This window comes from Buttiauxella sp., assembly GCF_049686335.1.
GTDB lineage: Bacteria > Pseudomonadota > Gammaproteobacteria > Enterobacterales > Enterobacteriaceae > Buttiauxella.
This window is the reverse complement of sequence record NZ_JBAVHX010000006.1, coordinates 23,541-42,233: the sequence shown is the minus strand read 5'-3', so window position 1 is coordinate 42,233 and position 18,693 is coordinate 23,541. Positions and strand designations below refer to the sequence as shown.

17 protein-coding genes and 1 pseudogene are annotated in these 18,693 nt (G+C 48.4%); 11 read left to right on the top strand and 7 right to left on the bottom strand.

Annotated features, from left to right (window positions below; translation table 11 throughout):
* The 10 genes from msrQ to WBL83_RS05070 all read left to right on the top strand — a co-directional run bounded on the left by msrQ (position 1) and on the right by WBL83_RS05070 (position 9,340).
* On the top strand, positions 1-600 hold the full coding sequence (gene msrQ / locus WBL83_RS05115) for a protein-methionine-sulfoxide reductase heme-binding subunit MsrQ (protein ID WP_424588135.1): 600 nt from the start codon (positions 1-3) through the stop codon (positions 598-600).
* A 232-nt stretch (positions 601-832) separates the two neighbouring features.
* Positions 833-1,285, top strand: coding sequence for a type II 3-dehydroquinate dehydratase (gene aroQ, locus WBL83_RS05110; RefSeq protein ID WP_424588134.1), 453 nt, complete (start codon positions 833-835; stop codon positions 1,283-1,285).
* A 21-nt stretch (positions 1,286-1,306) separates the two neighbouring features.
* Entirely contained in the window at positions 1,307-1,780 is a 474-nt protein-coding gene (gene accB, locus WBL83_RS05105) for an acetyl-CoA carboxylase biotin carboxyl carrier protein (protein WP_424588133.1), read from the top strand.
* 10 nt (positions 1,781-1,790) lie between these two features.
* The gene (accC, locus tag WBL83_RS05100) at positions 1,791-3,137 is read left to right on the top strand and encodes an acetyl-CoA carboxylase biotin carboxylase subunit (RefSeq protein WP_424588132.1); all 1,347 of its coding nucleotides are present in this window, start codon (positions 1,791-1,793) and stop codon (positions 3,135-3,137) included.
* A gap of 237 nt (positions 3,138-3,374) precedes the next feature.
* The gene (locus WBL83_RS05095; RefSeq protein ID WP_424588171.1) at positions 3,375-3,617 is read left to right on the top strand and encodes a YhdT family protein; all 243 of its coding nucleotides are present in this window, start codon (positions 3,375-3,377) and stop codon (positions 3,615-3,617) included.
* On the top strand, positions 3,607-5,061 hold the full coding sequence (panF, locus tag WBL83_RS05090; RefSeq protein WP_424588131.1) for a sodium/pantothenate symporter: 1,455 nt from the start codon (positions 3,607-3,609) through the stop codon (positions 5,059-5,061). The genes WBL83_RS05095 and panF overlap by 11 nt, the downstream gene beginning before the upstream one ends.
* A gap of 11 nt (positions 5,062-5,072) precedes the next feature.
* The gene (gene prmA / locus WBL83_RS05085) at positions 5,073-5,954 is read left to right on the top strand and encodes a 50S ribosomal protein L11 methyltransferase (protein ID WP_424588130.1); all 882 of its coding nucleotides are present in this window, start codon (positions 5,073-5,075) and stop codon (positions 5,952-5,954) included.
* Positions 5,955-6,355: 401 nt separating this feature from the next.
* The gene (gene dusB / locus WBL83_RS05080; protein WP_034459869.1) at positions 6,356-7,321 is read left to right on the top strand and encodes a tRNA dihydrouridine synthase DusB; all 966 of its coding nucleotides are present in this window, start codon (positions 6,356-6,358) and stop codon (positions 7,319-7,321) included.
* 25 nt (positions 7,322-7,346) lie between these two features.
* Positions 7,347-7,643: a DNA-binding transcriptional regulator Fis gene (gene fis / locus WBL83_RS05075; protein WP_000462905.1), complete on the top strand. Its 297-nt coding sequence runs from the start codon at positions 7,347-7,349 to the stop codon at positions 7,641-7,643.
* Between the two features lie 875 nt (positions 7,644-8,518).
* Positions 8,519-9,340, top strand: coding sequence for a DUF4225 domain-containing protein (locus tag WBL83_RS05070; RefSeq protein ID WP_424588128.1), 822 nt, complete (start codon positions 8,519-8,521; stop codon positions 9,338-9,340).
* A gap of 12 nt (positions 9,341-9,352) precedes the next feature.
* Here the strand turns inward: WBL83_RS05070 and WBL83_RS05065 are convergent, their stop codons facing one another.
* Together WBL83_RS05065 and WBL83_RS05060 are read right to left on the bottom strand one after the other, a co-directional pair.
* Entirely contained in the window at positions 9,353-9,670 is a 318-nt protein-coding gene (locus WBL83_RS05065; protein WP_424588127.1) for a hypothetical protein, read from the bottom strand.
* 337 nt (positions 9,671-10,007) lie between these two features.
* Positions 10,008-10,359: pseudogene (locus WBL83_RS05060) on the bottom strand (IS3 family transposase); the annotation flags it as partial.
* Positions 10,360-10,876: 517 nt separating this feature from the next.
* Here WBL83_RS05060 and WBL83_RS05055 point away from each other — a divergent pair.
* Positions 10,877-12,118, top strand: coding sequence for a conjugal transfer protein TraF (locus tag WBL83_RS05055; RefSeq protein ID WP_424588126.1), 1,242 nt, complete (start codon positions 10,877-10,879; stop codon positions 12,116-12,118).
* 15 nt (positions 12,119-12,133) lie between these two features.
* On the opposite strand, the gene WBL83_RS05050 is transcribed toward WBL83_RS05055, so the two are convergent.
* From WBL83_RS05050 to rfbB, 5 genes are all read right to left on the bottom strand, one after another.
* Positions 12,134-13,384 carry a capsule biosynthesis protein gene (locus WBL83_RS05050; protein WP_424588125.1) on the bottom strand — a complete coding sequence of 417 codons (1,251 nt, stop codon included), beginning with the start codon at positions 13,382-13,384 and terminating at the stop codon, positions 12,134-12,136.
* Positions 13,385-13,485: 101 nt separating this feature from the next.
* Positions 13,486-15,474 carry a capsular polysaccharide biosynthesis protein gene (locus WBL83_RS05045; protein ID WP_424588124.1) on the bottom strand — a complete coding sequence of 663 codons (1,989 nt, stop codon included), beginning with the start codon at positions 15,472-15,474 and terminating at the stop codon, positions 13,486-13,488.
* Between the two features lie 237 nt (positions 15,475-15,711).
* Positions 15,712-16,590 carry a glucose-1-phosphate thymidylyltransferase RfbA gene (gene rfbA, locus WBL83_RS05040; protein WP_424588123.1) on the bottom strand — a complete coding sequence of 293 codons (879 nt, stop codon included), beginning with the start codon at positions 16,588-16,590 and terminating at the stop codon, positions 15,712-15,714.
* A gap of 117 nt (positions 16,591-16,707) precedes the next feature.
* Positions 16,708-17,595, bottom strand: coding sequence for a dTDP-4-dehydrorhamnose reductase (rfbD, locus tag WBL83_RS05035; protein WP_424588122.1), 888 nt, complete (start codon positions 17,593-17,595; stop codon positions 16,708-16,710).
* Positions 17,595-18,680 carry a dTDP-glucose 4,6-dehydratase gene (gene rfbB / locus WBL83_RS05030; RefSeq protein ID WP_424588121.1) on the bottom strand — a complete coding sequence of 362 codons (1,086 nt, stop codon included), beginning with the start codon at positions 18,678-18,680 and terminating at the stop codon, positions 17,595-17,597. Before rfbB ends, rfbD begins: the two co-directional genes overlap by 1 nt.
* Between the last annotated feature and the right edge of the window lie 13 nt (positions 18,681-18,693).

Genomic DNA, 18,693 nt, shown 5'->3' with positions numbered 1-18,693 from the left:
GTGAGATTAACAGCAAAGCAGGTAACGTTGCTGAAGGTGGTGCTGCATCTCGCCGCCTTTTTGCCTTTTGTCTGGCTCTTTTATGCCGCCAGTCAGGGGCAGTTGAGTGCTGACCCGGCTAAAGATATCCAGCATTTTACCGGCAGAATGGCGCTTAAACTCTTGTTGGCGACGCTGTTAGTCACACCTCTGGCACGCTACGGGAAGCAACCATTGCTAATTCGAACCCGTCGGTTGTTGGGATTATGGTGCTTTGCGTGGGCCACGCTCCACTTAGTTAGCTACGCTACGCTGGAATTAGGCATCAACAATCTGGCGCTACTGGGCCGGGAGTTGGTCACACGTCCCTATTTAACTTTAGGAATTATCAGTTGGTTGGTGCTGTTATCATTGGCAGCAACTTCGACCCAATCTTTACAACGAAAATTGGGACCACGTTGGCAAAAACTGCATAACTTCGTCTATCTTGTCGCCATCCTTGCACCGATTCATTATCTCTGGTCAGTAAAGGTTATCTCACCGCAGCCATTACTGTATGCTCTGGGCGCAATCCTCTTGTTAGCCTTGCGCTACAAGAAATTCCGTCAGTGGTGGCGTTAGCCCAGGATATGTGTCGTTCCCCGCAGAAAAGTGAACAACCGTCCCTCTTAAAGGGATATCAGTTGATCATCTTCCCTGATAAGACCAGTATTTAGCTGCCAATTGCTACGAAATCGTTATAATGTGCGACTTTGGTTTTTCTGACAGGCCATTTTCTGGCTCTGAAGGTGACAACCGAGCAACTTAGGTATATTTTGTAAAATACCTACAAATTGCAGGAGATGGCAGCACGATGTCGGCTAATTTTCACATTTTGCTTTTGAACGGCCCGAATCTTAACATGCTGGGTACACGTGAGCCTGAGAAGTACGGCACGCAGACTTTAGCCCAAATTGTTAACTCGCTCGAAGAAGAAGCAAAAACGCTACATGTCTCGTTCAGCCACCTGCAATCAAATGCAGAATATGAATTGATCGACCGTATTCATCAGGCTAAAGACACTGTTGATTTTATTCTGATTAATCCGGCCGCGTTTACTCATACGAGCGTTGCACTGCGTGATGCCTTATTAGCGGTTGATATTCCGTTTATCGAGATACATCTGAGCAATGTGCATGCGCGCGAACCGTTCCGCCATCATTCATATCTTTCTGATAAAGCTGTTGGTGTCATCTGCGGATTAGGCGCTGACGGCTATTCATATGCACTACAGACTGCGGTAAAACGCTTGTCAAAATCCATCTAAACAAGAGTACGGAACCCACTCATGGATATTCGTAAGATTAAAAAACTGATCGAGCTGGTTGAAGAATCAGGCATTTCTGAACTGGAAATTTCTGAAGGCGAAGAATCTGTACGCATCAGCCGCGCACCGGCAAACACCGGTTTCCCAATGATGCAACAGGCTTATGCCGCTCCAATGTACCAGCCACAGCCGCAGGCCGGTCTGTCTAACGTTGTTGCACCTGCCGCTCCGGCAGAAGCACCAGCAGCTGCTGAAATCAGTGGTCACATCGTGCGTTCCCCAATGGTCGGTACTTTCTACCGCACCCCAAGCCCGGATGCTAAAGCATTTATCGAAGTTGGCCAGAAAGTTAACGTTGGCGACACTCTGTGCATCGTTGAAGCGATGAAAATGATGAACCAGATCGAAGCTGACAAAGCCGGTGTGGTTAAAGCCATCCTGGTTGAAAATGGCCAACCGGTTGAATTTGACGAGCCGCTGGTCGTCATCGAGTAACGAGGCGATTATGTTGGATAAAATTGTCATCGCTAACCGTGGCGAGATTGCACTGCGTATTCTTCGTGCCTGTAAAGAACTGGGCATCAAGACTGTCGCCGTGCACTCCACTGCGGATCGCGATTTAAAACACGTATTACTGGCAGATGAAACCGTTTGTATCGGTCCGGCTCCGTCTGTCAAAAGCTATCTGAATATCCCGGCAATCATCTCTGCAGCAGAAATTACTGGTGCGGTTGCGATTCACCCGGGTTATGGCTTCTTGTCTGAAAACGCCAACTTTGCTGAGCAAGTTGAGCGTTCAGGCTTCATCTTCATTGGCCCGCGTGCTGAAACTATCCGTCTGATGGGCGATAAAGTTTCTGCTATCAACGCAATGAAGAAAGCTGGCGTACCCTGCGTACCAGGTTCTGACGGCCCGCTGAATGACGATATGGATAAAAACCGTGCCCATGCTAAACGCATCGGTTACCCGGTAATTATCAAAGCGTCCGGCGGCGGCGGCGGTCGTGGTATGCGTGTCGTACGTAGCGATGCCGATCTGGAACAATCCATTAATATGACCCGTGCGGAAGCAAAAGCTGCTTTCAACAACGACATGGTCTATATGGAAAAGTACCTGGAAAACCCACGCCACATCGAGATTCAGGTGTTGGCTGATGGCCAGGGCAAAGCGATTTATCTGGCAGAACGTGACTGCTCCATGCAGCGTCGTCACCAGAAAGTTGTTGAAGAAGCGCCAGCACCAGGCATCACGCCTGAACTGCGTAAATTCATCGGCGAACGCTGTGCTAAAGCGTGTGTTGATATCAACTATCGCGGCGCAGGTACTTTCGAGTTCCTGTTCGAAAACGGCGAGTTCTACTTCATTGAAATGAACACCCGTATTCAGGTTGAGCACCCGGTAACAGAAATGATCACCGGCGTTGACCTGATTAAAGAACAGCTGCGTATTGCTGCGGGTCAGCCACTGTCCATTAAGCAAGAAGACGTTCATGTTAAAGGCCACGCGGTAGAGTGCCGTATCAACGCCGAAGACCCGAACACCTTCCTGCCAAGCCCAGGCAAAATCACACGCTTCCATGCGCCAGGTGGTTTTGGTGTGCGTTGGGAATCACACATTTACGCCGGCTACACTGTACCGCCGTATTATGATTCCATGATTGGCAAACTGATCTGCTACGGTGAAACCCGCGAAGTTGCGATTTCTCGTATGAAAAATGCGTTGGCTGAGCTGATCATCGATGGCATTAAAACCAACGTTGATTTGCAGACTCGCATTATGAACGATGAAAACTTCCAGCATGGTGGGACTAACATCCACTATCTGGAGAAGAAACTGGGTCTTCAAGACTAAGTTTTCTTAAGTGACATCGTGATACCCGTTAGCATTCGGGTTGCAGGTAGGCGGCAAAAGAGCTTATCCCGATGAGCTTACTTAAGTAAGTGATTCGGGTAAGTGATTGCAGCCAACACCCCTGCAACTTGAAGGATTATGGGTATAAAAGGCCGGTTTCCGGCCTTTTTCTTTTTTGATCCCCATCCCGCCGCTATGCGTTACAATCGCCGCTTTCCGCTAACTCAAGGGACAATAATGGACGCGCGTTTTGTTCAGGCCAATAAAGAAGCCCGCTGGGCACTTTGGCTAACCCTTCTCTATCTTGCAGCATGGTTAGTGGCCGCTTACTTACCTGGTAATGAGATTGGCCCTACAGGCCTACCGCACTGGTTTGAAATGGCCTGTTTGCTGGTACCTTTGCTGTTCATTTTACTATGCTGGGCGATGGTGAAATTTATCTTCCGTGATATTCCTCTGGAGGATGATCATGCAGCTTGAAGTCATTCTGCCGCTGGTAGCTTACCTGCTGGTGGTTTTTGGCATTTCTATGTACGCCATGAAACGCCGCACGACGGGGAATTTCCTCAACGAATATTTCCTCGGCAGTCGCTCAATGGGCGGATTCGTACTGGCGATGACTCTCACCGCAACCTACATCAGCGCCAGTTCGTTTATCGGCGGGCCAGGGGCTGCATACAAATATGGGCTTGGCTGGGTATTGCTGGCGATGATTCAGCTCCCGGCGGTGTGGCTGTCACTGGGAATTCTGGGGAAAAAATTCGCCATTCTTGCGCGTCGTTATAATGCGGTGACGCTCAATGACATGTTGTACGCGCGTTATCAAAGCCGCCTGCTGGTGTGGCTGGCAAGCATTAGCTTGTTAGTGGCTTTTGTTGGCGCAATGACCGTGCAGTTCATCGGTGGTGCGCGCCTGCTTGAGACGGCGGCGGGTATTCCCTACGAAACGGGCCTGTTGATTTTCGGCATCAGTATCGCGCTTTACACTGCTTTTGGCGGCTTCCGTGCCAGCGTGCTCAATGACGCAATGCAAGGAATGGTGATGTTAATTGGTACGATTCTGCTGTTAGTTGGCATCGTACATGCGGCAGGCGGATTGCATAACGCGGTAGATACGCTCCAGCATATCAATCCTAAACTGGTTTCACCGCAGGGTGCAGATGACATTCTGTCGCCGACGTTTATGACCTCCTTCTGGGTGCTGGTCTGTTTCGGAGTGATTGGTTTGCCTCACACCGCGGTGCGCTGCATCTCTTATAAAGACAGCAAAGCCGTGCATCGTGGCATTATCCTCGGCACGATTGTGGTCGCGATTCTGATGTTTGGTATGCACCTGGCGGGGGCGTTAGGCCGCGCAGTCATACCCGATTTGAAAGTGCCGGATCTGGTTATCCCAACACTGATGGTCACCGTGTTGCCCCCTATCGCGGCGGGGATTTTCCTGGCGGCGCCGATGGCGGCAATTATGTCGACAATTAATGCCCAATTGCTGCAATCATCCGCTACGATCGTCAAAGATCTTTATCTGAATATGCGCCCGGAACAGATCCACAACGAAAGGCGTCTGAAAAGAATGTCCTCGGTGATTACGCTGATTCTCGGCGCGTTACTGCTGCTTGCCGCCTGGCGTCCACCAGAGATGATTATCTGGCTGAACTTGCTGGCATTTGGCGGGCTTGAAGCGGTATTCCTGTGGCCACTGGTATTGGGCCTGTATTGGGAACGTGCTAATGCTGCGGGTGCGCTGAGCGCGATGATTGTGGGTGGCGGGCTGTATGCCGTGCTGGCGAGCTTCAATATCCAGTTGCTGGGCTTCCACCCCATTGTGCCATCCTTATTACTAAGTTTGCTGGCGTTCCTGGTGGGCAACCGTTTTGGTCAGCCACTGCCTGTTCCAGCACTCGTTTCAACTACTGATAAATAAAGAGTTTCGCTATGCCATGGATCCAACTGAAAATTAATACCTCCGGCGCAAACGCTGAAGAACTCGGCGATGCGCTGATCGAAAGCGGTGCGGTTTCCGTTACCTTTCAGGACACCCATGACACACCAGTATTCGAGCCATTACCGGGCGAAACCCGCTTATGGGGCGATACCGATGTGATTGGCCTGTACGACGCTGAAACAGACATGAAGGAAGTGGTCGCAATCCTCGAAAATTGCCCGCTTCTGAGCGTGGGTTTCCCGCACAAAATCGAACAGCTGGAAGACAAAGACTGGGAACGTGAATGGATGGATAACTTCCACCCAATGCGTTTCGGTAAGCGCCTGTGGATTTGTCCAAGCTGGCGTGATGTGCCTGATGCCACTGCGGTGAACGTGATGCTCGATCCGGGTCTGGCGTTTGGTACCGGGACTCACCCAACCACATCGTTATGCCTTGAATGGCTTGATGGCCTGGATCTGGAAGGTAAAACGGTCATCGATTTCGGTTGTGGCTCAGGGATCCTTGCGATTGCTGCGCTGAAATTGGGCGCGGCCAAAGCGATTGGTATTGATATCGACCCGCAAGCCATTCTGGCCAGCCGTGATAACGCAGAGCGCAATGGTGTTTCTGACCGCCTGGAACTGTATTTACCTCAAGACCAGCCAGAAGCCATGAGCGCCGATGTCGTGGTCGCAAATATCCTGGCCGGCCCATTACGTGAGTTAGCACCGTTAATCAGCGTGCTGCCAGTTCAGGGCGGTTTCCTTGGACTTTCTGGTGTTCTGGCGAGCCAGGCTGAAGGGGTTTGTGCAGCGTATCAGGATAAATTCACCCTCGATCCTGTTGCCGAAAAAGAAGAATGGTGCCGAATTACCGGTATCAAACGTTAAAAATAGTACTTCAGTAATGTGGTCTTTGACCACGTTACTGAATCACAATCTCACCCATCTTCATGCCCTGCAGAACAATTCATCACAGTGATATATCGCAACAAAATGAGATGCTGATCGCAGAAAAACACTGATTTTGGTGATTTTACCAGCACTTTATCGGGTATCTATCACGCTAATAATCATGAATTACCACTGTTTATGGCGAAAATATAAAAGCGCACAAATCAACCAATATCACGCAATACATTGAATTTAATGATTAATTTATTTATGTCAGTGTGCGGGATGAGGATTCATTGATCTACGACAGCTGATTGTTCAAAGTTTGGCCTTTCATCTCTGGCTAAAAATGCGTAATATACGCCGCCTTGCAGGCAAGTATGGTCATTTCTTAACTCATGCGCATTGGACAACACCAGCTCAGAAATCGACTGATTGCAGCACCTATGGCTGGCATCACTGACAGACCATTCAGGACGCTGTGTTACGAGATGGGAGCGGGACTGACTGTTTCCGAGATGATGTCATCTAACCCTGAAGTTTGGGCGAGTGATAAATCACGTTTACGAATGGTGCACGTGAATGAACCAGGAATTCGCACCGTGCAAATTGCCGGTAGTGACCCTGATGAGATGGCAGAGGCCGCACGCATTAATGTGGCTAATGGCGCCCAGATTATTGATATCAATATGGGATGCCCGGCGAAGAAAGTGAATCGCAAACTGGCGGGTTCCGCTCTGCTGCAATACCCAAGTCTGGTGAAGTCTATCCTGACGACGGTGATTAACGCAGTTGACGTGCCTGTTACGTTGAAGATTCGCACTGGCTGGGATACGGCGCACCGTAACTGTGAAGAGATTGCCCAACTGGCTGAAGACTGTGGCATTCAGGCTCTGACAATTCATGGACGCACCCGCGCCTGTTTATTTCAGGGAGATGCTGAATACGACAGCATTCGGGCAGTTAAGCAGAAAGTTTCCATTCCGGTAATCGCGAATGGTGACATTACTGACCCGCTTAAAGCCAGAGCTGTGCTTGACTATACAGGGGCTGATGCTCTGATGATAGGACGTGCGGCTCAGGGAAGACCCTGGATCTTTCGGGAAATCCAGTATTATCTGGACACTGGAGAGCTGCTTCCTCCACTGCCTCTGGCAGAGGTGAAGCGCTTACTTTGCGGACACATTGGGGAACTTCATGACTTTTATGGTCATGCAAAGGGATACCGAATTGCTCGTAAACACGTTTCCTGGTACCTACAGGAACACGCTCCAAATGACCAGTTTCGGCGCACATTCAACGCCATTGAGGATGCAAGCGAACAGCTTGAGGCGTTGGAGGCATACTTCGAAAATCTTGCGTAATTAGAAATAAAGAGCTGACAGAACTATGTTCGAACAACGCGTAAATTCTGACGTACTAACCGTTTCAACCGTTAACTCACAGGATCAGGTTACCCAAAAACCTCTGCGTGACTCCGTGAAACAGGCACTGAAGAACTATTTTGCTCAACTGAATGGTCAGGATGTTAATGATCTGTATGAGCTGGTATTGGCTGAAGTAGAGCAGCCATTGTTGGACATGGTGATGCAATACACCCGTGGCAACCAAACCCGCGCTGCCCTGATGATGGGCATCAACCGTGGCACGCTGCGTAAGAAATTGAAAAAATACGGCATGAACTGATACTAATCAGTTAACTTGTTGTTTAAAAAGGCGCTACTCGGCATGGGGAAGCGCCTTTTTTAATGAAATGACTACACCATAGACTACACATCGAGATAAACGAGCCGGGACAATGACAAATATTTTCCGCTCTGCCCCTGTTACCTTTTAAAGCTGTAAACGGTAGTTTTCCCCGCCTTGATTCCACGGCCCACCAGCTCCGCTGATATCTGCGGGTAACTCATCCCCTGCGCCCACAAATCAGCAATCAGTTCGCCGTGCTCAAAAGCCGGACGGCCACAATGAACCCCCTCCAACCTGGCGCGGGCAATGCCTGACGCTTACCGGCTCCGCTTTCCCGGATGCTAGCCATTAATACCTTTCAGCTCGAATAGCCGCTAATTACTGATGCAATACCGATTTATCAACGTTTATTGCTTTTTCCTGCCTGCTTACGTTGTTCCAGCGCTGAATCAATCAGGCTTCGCGCCACGGTATGAATGGACGGGCAAGCGCCGATCCCGGAGCGCTGGCGCTCCAGTTCCTGTATCTGGCGGATTTGCTAAAGCTGGTCACGGTTAATCAGTACGGCGGTTGAGTTGCGGGGCGCTGGCATACTTCACCTCATTGTGATGAGCGAAACAAACATAATTTCATAAAACGCAATGGTAGTCTTAATTGATGTGTTTTGGGCAATTAACGTGACGGTTTTTATCTACAATGTGTGGCATGAGACATAAAAGTAAAAATTAGAGCGCACAAGGGCAAAAATTTATTTAACGGCAGATATTAATAATCACAATTCTGTATGAAACCATACAAATGATTTCCCATCATTTTAGTTCATGGATATTTGGCGTATTTTTCTTGTGTCATTAATCAATAAGGAAAACCAAATGGATGATTATTTAGGTTCAAATGCCAAGAGGGATGAGCGGTATTATCGGGCAATGGGAAGCATTGAATGTGAGAGCTTAATAGCTCAGGCCCGCTCACTGGCAGAACGCTATATTCAGGACATCATGTTACGCATTCAGTTTGTATCGTCAGTTGAATCATTTGCCAGACACAATCTGGATGTCTTTGCTACATCCAGAAGCCGGGAAGATCGAAAACAGGCAATGCAATTCATCAAGGAAGAAATGGAAAACCTGTCAAAGCAAGATTTTATGCTGTCTATGGGGGAGGCAAAAATTTATGCCACGGCTACCTTCGAAAGACATGAAAAAACAATTAGCTATATCATTGACGGGATCGCTATTGTTCTTGGAGGGGTTCAGGTCATAACCGGAGTCACTGTGGCTGCTGCTTCTCTGGCATCAGGTAATGTGATTGGTGTTCTTGCAGGAGCGACGCTTGTTTTAACAGGCATCAATACTGTTCAAGAGAATGTACAAAAAATACAAGGAGATAAAAAACCCACTGGATGGATCCGAGAAAAAACGATGCAAACGGCGGAGTTCATGGGGTTTGATCGTAAGACGGGTGATCTGGCTTACCTTGTTTTAGACCTTAGTTCTTCACTTTACGTTATAGGTGGTCTTTTCCTGAAACCAGAGGCATGGCGACTTTTTCATTATTTACCAACTGATTTCCAGAGGAAAATAACCACAATGGGAAAGACAGCATTAAGTCTCAAGGTTATTTCTACTGGTAATAAAATTAGAGTGATAGATAAGACTTATACTAGTAAAGATGATATTTACAACAGTAACTAATATACCTACTGGCTATGCTGAACGCTTAATATACTGACGAGCTTTGATAGCCAGTTTCATTGGGATAACAAAGTAGATAACGATTATCCCAAAAATGATTATTCCAGTATTAGTGTAAACAAGACTCATATCCAACGGGTTAGACTGAAGGATACTTGATAAAGTTGGAAGCAATATCAAAAATAAGCATATTACGCCGCCCCAGAATCTCTTAGATAAGTCTCTCAGAAGTGATTCGTAAGTTGCTCCCTTCACCGCTTCAATATTTTGATTAAGTATTTTCAGTTCTTTATCGGTAAAGCCTGCATCCAGTAAATCTTGCTCTGTCATTTCCCTATGCCTCTCTTCTTGTCCAGAACGCCATCATACGCCCTACAACTGATTTAGATTGATAAATAATGCCAGTGTCGATGCTGAATCTGGATGCTTCGAATAAAAGATAGAAATTACTTTATATAAAAAAGTGTTCACCCCTTGTTATTTAATTATAAAAATCATGTCGTTATGTAGTGGTCAACAAAAACTGGCCACGGCTTTAGCGTTTTTCCAGAACAATCGTTCTGATTCATTCGGCGTGAGACCTCCATTATATTGATGAGGTCTGAGCTGGCTGTAATATCCCATGATGTAATTGGTTATCGCTATGCTGGCTTCGCTAAAATTTACGCACAAGGCTCAGTAATGCCACTCTCGTGGCGTCAGGCTTCCTGGGCTGCCGCCAGTATTTATAACTGCTGCGATGAACCCCAAACACATTGCACACAGCAGCAACAGGAAACCGCGCCCTGAGTTTATCAACTAATGAGAATTGTTCAGGGAGTCTGACATCAAGAGCGCGGTAGCTTTTTTAATATATCCCTTTCTATTTCAACGCGTTGAAGTCTTTTCTTCAACTCACGTATCTCAATCTGCTCAGGTGTCATGGGTGAAGCTATGGGTGATTTTCCCGCTCGCTCTTCTTTCAGTTGTCGAACCCATTTGTCCATCGTGGATTTGCAGACATTCATCGCAGTGGCAGCGGCGGCATAAAATTATCTCCTGGACTATTTCGGCCATACATCTTACGTAATTACGCATCACCTAACTTGTTCGTTCCACCGCCATATCAGACCCCAAAAAAAAATCAGTTCATATGCAAACTAGACTACACATGTGCATGAACCCCCATAAACACAGGTGAACGAATTTAAACCAATAATTATTATATTTGTTTTATATTCAATAAATTATGTGAACATAAAGTAACAAGGAAAAACTGCCAAAAACACTATTTTGAAAAAATACTGCATGACCGCAGAAGCAATCTTCCCTCGCAATTTTTGCGTTCGCGTAACCGGCCTCCTACACGAAAGCCGAACGGTAAACTATAAATAACTCTATTGGACATAAAGAAATAATAACCCGGCTGGATTATTACGGGATACCTTTGGGCAATGCTCACCCATTTGAAAATGATCTTCACGTGCAATATCCACCCCTGATGGTTCACAACCGCCAGGGGCCAATTGTAAACCTGACTTGAACAGGCGGCTGTGAATGATAAAAATCATATCAAGTGTGGTGGTGTTGAATGTTGTTTTTTTATTGATAGAAAATAATGCCCATGCTGCAGGAACATGGACTGAAGCACGTAACGATGCCATGGGCGGTACAGGTATCGCATCGGCCCGTTGGAGCAGTGCCGCACTGATAAACCCGGCATTACTGGCGCAAGCGCAGGAGAATGATCGTATAGCGGTCATCATTCCTTCTGCTGGAGTCCTGTCGACGGACCCTCACCATCTCCAAAACAAAATTGACGGCATCAGTAACACTATTGAGCGTTATCTTGATTCTGCGGATGTTTCTACAACACGACTTTTACGCAACCGTTCACTATACGAGCAGTTACAGAGCCATGCGGCGGCTCTCGCCGGGCAATTGCGTGATGTACGTGGGGAAACAGCGGAGGGGAAGGCAGGAGGTGCGTTGGCGGTAAGTATTCCAAATAGCACTTTGCCCATTGCTTTTATTGCAAAAGTGTATGGTAACGCAAGAGTCACCTCCGACATCACTCAGCGCGACCTTGATTATCTGGATGGGATTGCAAATGGCACAGTCATCCCTAACCGTGATGACCTGGACAATTTCACTTCTAAGGGTTTTGGCAGAGCGGCCATCGTCTCTGATTATGGCGTGAGTATCGCGCACAAATTCGATATTAGTGAAGTGCCCGTATCAGTGGGTATAACGCCTAAATTTCAATACACCTGGCTGTATAACTACAGCACATCGGTTTACGCATACCAAAAAGACAACTTCACAGACAGCCAGTATCGCAATACTGATGCGGGTTTTAACATCGATGCAGGCGTTGCGGCCGAAATTAGTCAGCATTGGACTGTGGGACTGAGCGGGCAAAACCTGGTGTCACGAGATATCGGTACAAAAGAGATTAATGGTTTTAAGGACACTTTCCAGATACGCCCGCTAGTCACTACGGGTGCGGCCTGGCACAGCAGCATCGCTACCCTGAGCACCGATGTAGACTTAACGGAAACTAAAAATTTTAAAAGTGAAGGTAACTCGCAATATGTGAGCGTAGGGGCTGAAATTACGCCCCTGCTCTGGCTAGATGTACGTGCCGGTTATCGTGCAGATATGCTTTCCAACAACAGTAACGTATTTACAGGTGGGGTGGGATTTGCTCCGCTCGATATTATTCATATCGATTTGAACGGTGCGGTTGGCGAGGATAAAACCTGGGGTGCAGGCCTACAACTCTCAGTACAATTCTGACGACCCAGTATCTTTTTATTCAGGACCAACCCATTTTATGTCGGTATTTTCCAACAATGTAGGGGATGTGGACGTAAAACGGTAATGTGGTTTTTTGCCATAATAAACTGCGTTGATCTGGGTATTTTCCAGCAGATAAGCACGAAATTTTTTAAACAATTTCATATCAGGCTTAAAATCTGCATTCCAGAACTGATGCAGATTCCCCTGATATGTCAAACCCTTAATATCATACAATGCACGCCCCATCACCTTCAGAGGTTTATTGTGAATGAGGGCGGAGATCCCAACTGTACTATTAATCGTAATGACTGCTTTTGCATGATTGAGTAATTCTGGTAGCGGCAAATCATGGATATATATAACCCGTTCAAATACACCATACTCTTTACTCAGGCGTTTAATTAAAGGGCCATATAAACGATGTCCACGATCCATCGGGTGATGTTTTATCACCAGATATTGCTCTGCAGGTGCTTTGCGTGAAAATGAGTAAATAACCTCATTAATATAATCACGTACATCTTTATAATTGCTGTGATTAAGGATCTGGCTATCGTTATAAACTTGCAACACCGCCAGGTAATAACGCTTATCCAGAGAGGTTTGTAGCGTATTTAAAACCCCTCGCTGCTTCCAGGCGTACCACTTTTTACGCCAACCTGCACGAAACCAGCAGCGAGCTTCATACCATGGTGAAAAAGATTTGTGATGACGATAGCGAGGAAATTCCCGGCGACTATACCAACCCATAATGTAATACCACGCAGCATGCCACATACGCAGACGGGTTGATGGCTTAAGGTTTTCTACCGGTGCCGATTGTATTTCTGCCATAAGGCGGTAGAACGAGGGGTCCCGAGGAACAGATGACGAAGCATTTACGCCACCCGCTTCCACCGTTATAAAATGTGGACGCAAATACCCTTCTTCAAATGCCAGGAAACGCACCCCTTTTGCTTCAGCCCATCTGCGCGCAGCCTGATGCATTGGGCGGCAGTCTCCAAAACACAAAATGGTGTCAAAGGGATCATCCTGCCACAACTCCTTTAACCAACCAGGAAATTCTTTGGCTGTCCTGGTATAGATTTTATAAGGTCGATTACGACAGTAATAACGGTCTCCCCCATTGAACACTACGTTTAAAGCATCGCGCCCGGACTCTTCAAGCCAGTTTGCCATATCATTAAAAAATGGTCCCATCGGCCCCTGAAGCAGCAGATATTTTTTCCCAGAAAGTAATGTTTTAACTGCGTTGCGTTGCATAAACATCCTTGCTTATTTTTTATTCGCTGAATTTGATGCGGCTGAACATCTTTAGCTTTTGGCGTTACCGTGAAACACGGGTAAATCGCGCGCTGTTGACATTAGCCGGGGAAGTGAGAGCGTTGAAACAGTGCCTGAGCCAAATAGCGCAACTTGAGCTGCCAGCGTTGCAAACGGCTTGCCTTGCGTGAGCTGGACTGCCCTTGCGCTGCTAACTGGCTGATCAGTTGCTCCGGGCTCATCCACAGACCAGTCTGCCAGTCCATGTAAAGCGGATAGGCCACCAGCGTCAGATAGACCAGTGCAGCCAGGGGCAATGTACGTTTACGCCGTTCTGGAGCATGGGCATCAGTGGTCAGCCCCCAACCGCTGTAGAAGGGCTGGCCCCAGGTAGTGACTTTGATGCCCTGCACCAGCGCCTCAAAACCACTGAGCGAAGTCATGGTATGTAGCTCATCTACGTGGGGATAAAGGCTGGTTAAGCCGATATCCAGCACCTGACTGTCGACACACTCGTTCAAACACGCGCTGGAGATGGCCCCCGCCCGGTTACCTGCCACCACATCTGGGTGAGGCTTATATAAAATATGTGCATCTGGCCTGGCGGCACGAACGGCCCACAGCAACTGCTCGTTACTACGAATGATGGGGCTACCGGTCAGGATAGAGGCATCACCATCTACCTGACCGACGACCAGCACTAACGGACGCCCGTCTCCAGGAGGTTGGTAGAGTTGCGGCTCGCCGACATTATATTTGCTGACACCATGACGCCTGAGCAGCGTGATAAGAGCGCTACCACGGCTAATCTCTTGTTCGTTCAAAAACTGCTCGTTGAGCAACTGTTCGAGTGCGCAGGAACTGCGACTATCGAAATAGATGCCGACAGGATCGATAGACAACGACGATGGGCGGCACAAATTGGAGCCCAGTCCCTTTGAGCGGATAAAGCCGTCTTCGACCCGGATAGCTGAGGTGAGTTCCGGGTGGCGGATACCCCACACCAGCACCTGTTCGTCACCCATAAGCTTTTTGGGAGGCGTGCGCACAAAGCACAACTCATCGGCCAGATGCTGGCAGAAGGAGCGCATGAATGCCCTCTTCCACAGTGAAAACCCGACCAGATAGAGCCGTCGCCAGCGTGGGGCCGGGCTTTGCTGCCGCGCAATGATCGCCAGTACCTCTTCCACCTCGCAGCGCTGCCCCAGAACCGGATCCAGATAACGTGGATACTGAATCAGCGCAGCGGCGACCAGTTGAGCCAGAGTGACCGTGACGTTGCGACGCTCGCACTGCTTGCTGTCATGAGTCAGCCCCCAACCGGCATAAAACGGCATGCCGAAGCAGTAAACAGGCTTGCCTAGCAGCAGGGCTTCAAATCCAAGCTGGGAAGAGACGGTATAGACCGCATCTACCATGCCCAGCAGGGCATGCGGGTGACAGTGCTCCGCCACGACCTCAACATCATGAAATTGCAACCGGGCTAATACGCCACGCTTCTTGCCAAAGCGGGTATCAGGATGAGTACGTAACAACAGACGAGCATCCGGGTGATTACGGCGTGCCGTTTCAATCATGGTCAGGAAGTCGGCCTCGCTTGCCAGTGCGCCTGGGATTGAGAGATCCCCTGCAACCTGATCCACCAGCAACACCCGAGGCCTTTCATCCCCAAGCAAACGACGGGCGAGCACAGGTGACAAGCCACCAGAATCCACCCCATGAGCAGTCAACTGCGCAGGTTGATGAGCCTGACTGTTGGGATAACAGTTGTACTTGGTCACTCCGAGGCGCACCAACTCAGCTGCCAATCGCTCGGCTCGTGCCAGCAGCTCCGGCCCGCATGGAGATGCAATCAAATTTTCCAGCTGGCTGGGTTGGCGGGCATCGTAGTAAATACCTATGGGATCGGCGATCAGCGATACAGCTTTGCCGCCTCTGGCTGGATGGCCGATATAACCGATAAACCCATCTTCCAGTTGCCAATACGGCAGGCCTAATTCATGCGCCTTTTGTTTAATTTGGTGGGTATTGGCTTTTTGTCCCCAGCCAACACATATTGCATCATGTTTAAACTTAGAGTTATTACCCATTAATATAAGCGACTTTTGAAAGCAAATATTAATTTGACCTTCTTTAGACAATATTCCCTTTGATGTCGTATATAGTGTCATGATGTTCTTATATTGGCAGCGACGTGATATTCATGGTTTTTATTATCACTAAAAATGATGAGCCCTGCTTTTGCAGGGCCTCTAAACTGAAAACATGTGTTATTTTAGCGAAAAAATATAACTCTATCAGGGTGTTATTAATCCAGGTATTATTAACTACTTGCCTTTAACCAGCTTCAGTAAATATTGTCCATATGCATTTTTAGCCAGTGGAGCAGCCAGTTTTCTTACCTGCTCTGCATCAATAAATCCCTGGTGATAAGCAATTTCTTCCGGGCAGGCTACTTTCAATCCCTGACGGTTCTCGATAGTCTGAATAAAGTTACTCGCATCAATCAAACTCTCATGCGTGCCGGTATCCAGCCAGGCAAAACCACGCCCCATCATCGCGACTGAAAGATTACCTTGTTCCAAATAAATACGATTGACGTCGGTAATTTCAAGCTCGCCACGAGGTGAAGGTTTCAGGCCCTTGGCAATTTCGACTACGCTGTTGTCAAAGAAATAGAGACCCGTCACTGCGTAGTTACTCTTAGGTTCCAACGGCTTCTCTTCCAGGGAAATCGCGAGGCCGTTGTTATCGAACTCCACCACACCGTAGCGTTCCGGATCATGCACATGGTAGGCAAATACGGTGGCACCACCAGGCTTAGAGGCGGCTTCTTGTAACTGTTTTTGTAGGTCATGACCGTAGAAGATATTATCACCCAATACCAGTGCACATGAGTCAGAACCAATAAACTCTTCACCGATGATAAAGGCCTGTGCAAGACCATCCGGGCTCGGCTGAACCTTGTATTGCAAATTCAGGCCCCACTTGCTGCCGTCTCCCAGTAATTGTTCAAAGCGAGGAGTATCCTGAGGGGTACTGATAATTAAAATATCGCGAATGCCTGCAAGCATCAGAGTACTGAGTGGATAATAGATCATCGGTTTGTCATAAATCGGCAGCAGTTGCTTGCTGACCGCCATAGTGACGGGATAAAGACGAGTACCAGAACCACCTGCCAGAATAATACCTTTGCGTTGTGTCATAATTGCGCGCTCTTAATTTTGAAATCTGAAAACGATCAAAACGATCATTAACCGTCCTTTCTTTTATCCGTGCGAAGGACGGTCAGCTATCAAGACTGTTAAAGTCTTGTTTTGCTATTAACGACCGAGGATCTCGGTCAGCATCCGCTCCACTCCAACCTGCCAATCCGGCAGCACCATTTCGAAGGTGCGCTGAAACTTGCCAGTATCGAGTCTGGAGTTATGAGGACGCCTGGCTGGAGTCGGGAATGCGCTTGTCGGCACGGCGTTTATCTGGGTCACGGCCAGTTCGACACCAGCCTCTTTCGCTTTGGCAAACACCAGTTGCGCATAGTCAAACCAGGTTGTAGTTCCGGAGGCTATCAGGTGATAAAGACCAGCGACCTCTTGCTTACGTTGCGCGGTGCGAATGGCGTGAGCCGTACAATCGGCCAGCAATTCTGCTCCTGTCGGGGCACCAAATTGATCATTGATGACTGACATCTCGCTACGCTCTTTACCAACACGAAGCATAGTCTTAGCAAAATTGGCACCACGAGCGGCATAGACCCAGCTAGTGCGAAAAATGAGGTGGCGGGAGCATAGCGCAGCGGCATGTTCACCTGCCAGCTTGGTCTCACCGTAGACGTTGAGTGGCGCCGTGGTATCCGTTTCAACCCAGGGCCGTTCACCACTGCCATCAAACACATAGTCGGTTGAGTAGTGAACTAACCAGGCGTTCAGCGCTTCTGCTTCTTTAGCGATCGCCGCGACACTGGTGGCATTAAGCAATTCGGCAAATTCACGCTCACTTTCAGCTTTGTCTACCGCAGTGTGAGCGGCCGCATTGACAATGACATCTGGTTTAAGCAGACGCACGGTTTCGGCAACGCCCGCTGGATTGCTGAAGTCACCGCAATAATCGATGGAGTCAAAATCTACTGTGGTCAAGCGCCCTAAAGGTGCCAAAGCCCGTTGCAGCTCCCAGCCAACCTGACCATTTTTTCCGAACAATAGAATATGCATTAGTCTCTTTCTCCATAGTTCTGCTCGATCCAGGATTGATAGGTGCCACTTTTGACGTTGTTCACCCACTGCTGGTTGTCCAGATACCACTGCACTGTTTTGCGAATGCCGGATTCGAAGGTCTCTTGCGGCTGCCAGTTCAACTCGGCACTCATCTTGCTGGCGTCAATGGCATAACGGCGATCATGTCCAGGGCGGTCCGCCACATAGGTGATCTGGTCACGATAAGAGCCCGTTTTGGGTACCATTTCATCAAGTAAATCGCAGATGACATGCACCACTTCCAGGTTCTGCTTCTCGTTATGGCCACCGATATTATAGGTTTCTCCCACCAGACCGCTGGTCACCACTTTATAGAGCGCACGAGCATGATCTTCCACATACAGCCAGTCGCGGATTTGGTCGCCCTTGCCGTAAACCGGCAGCGGCTTGCTATCCAGAGCATTCAGGATAACCAGTGGGATTAGCTTCTCTGGGAAATGATAAGGACCATAGTTATTGGAGCAATTGGTGACAATGGTCGGCAGGCCATAGGTGCGAAGCCAGGCACGAACCAGATGATCACTTGAAGCTTTTGAGGCCGAATAAGGGCTGCTAGGGGCATAAGCGGTAGTTTCGGTAAAGAGAGGTAAGGCTTCGCCTGTACTCATCTCATCCGGGTGTGGCAAATCCCCATATACTTCATCGGTAGAAATATGATGGAAGCGGAAGGCTCCCTTGCGGGTCTCATCAAGTCCGTTCCAGTATGCACGAGCCGCTTCCAGCAACACATAAGTACCGACGATGTTAGTCTCGATAAAATCAGCAGGCCCAGTGATGGAGCGATCGACATGACTTTCGGCGGCCAGGTGCATAACGGCATCAGGTTGATGTTTGCCAAACACTCGATCCAGCTCGGCACGGTTACAGATATCCACCTGCTCGAAAGCATAGCGCTCACTGCTCGATACTTCAGCCAGAGATTCCAGATTACCCGCATACGTGAGCTTATCGAGATTGACCACGGAATCCTGGGTATGGCCAATGATATGGCGTACCACTGCCGAGCCGATAAAGCCCGCACCACCGGTTACGAGGATTTTCATATTATGCTGTTAC

Excerpts from the sequence above, each read along its gene's own strand:
- aroQ (WP_424588134.1), top strand. The coding sequence starts at position 833 with ATGTCGGCTAATTTTCACATTTTGCTTTTGAACGGCCCGAATCTTAAC.
- accB (WP_424588133.1), top strand. The coding sequence starts at position 1,307 with ATGGATATTCGTAAGATTAAAAAACTGATCGAGCTGGTTGAAGAATCA.
- accC (WP_424588132.1), top strand. The coding sequence starts at position 1,791 with ATGTTGGATAAAATTGTCATCGCTAACCGTGGCGAGATTGCACTGCGT.
- WBL83_RS05095 (WP_424588171.1), top strand. The coding sequence starts at position 3,375 with ATGGACGCGCGTTTTGTTCAGGCCAATAAAGAAGCCCGCTGGGCACTT.
- panF (WP_424588131.1), top strand. The coding sequence starts at position 3,607 with ATGCAGCTTGAAGTCATTCTGCCGCTGGTAGCTTACCTGCTGGTGGTT.
- prmA (WP_424588130.1), top strand. The coding sequence starts at position 5,073 with ATGCCATGGATCCAACTGAAAATTAATACCTCCGGCGCAAACGCTGAA.
- dusB (WP_034459869.1), top strand. The coding sequence starts at position 6,356 with ATGCGCATTGGACAACACCAGCTCAGAAATCGACTGATTGCAGCACCT.
- fis (WP_000462905.1), top strand. The coding sequence starts at position 7,347 with ATGTTCGAACAACGCGTAAATTCTGACGTACTAACCGTTTCAACCGTT.
- WBL83_RS05070 (WP_424588128.1), top strand. The coding sequence starts at position 8,519 with ATGGATGATTATTTAGGTTCAAATGCCAAGAGGGATGAGCGGTATTAT.
- WBL83_RS05065 (WP_424588127.1), bottom strand. The coding sequence starts at position 9,670 with ATGACAGAGCAAGATTTACTGGATGCAGGCTTTACCGATAAAGAACTG.
- WBL83_RS05055 (WP_424588126.1), top strand. The coding sequence starts at position 10,877 with ATGATAAAAATCATATCAAGTGTGGTGGTGTTGAATGTTGTTTTTTTA.
- WBL83_RS05050 (WP_424588125.1), bottom strand. The coding sequence starts at position 13,384 with ATGCAACGCAACGCAGTTAAAACATTACTTTCTGGGAAAAAATATCTG.
- WBL83_RS05045 (WP_424588124.1), bottom strand. The coding sequence starts at position 15,474 with ATGGGTAATAACTCTAAGTTTAAACATGATGCAATATGTGTTGGCTGG.
- rfbA (WP_424588123.1), bottom strand. The coding sequence starts at position 16,590 with ATGACACAACGCAAAGGTATTATTCTGGCAGGTGGTTCTGGTACTCGT.
- rfbD (WP_424588122.1), bottom strand. The coding sequence starts at position 17,595 with ATGCATATTCTATTGTTCGGAAAAAATGGTCAGGTTGGCTGGGAGCTG.
- rfbB (WP_424588121.1), bottom strand. The coding sequence starts at position 18,680 with ATGAAAATCCTCGTAACCGGTGGTGCGGGCTTTATCGGCTCGGCAGTG.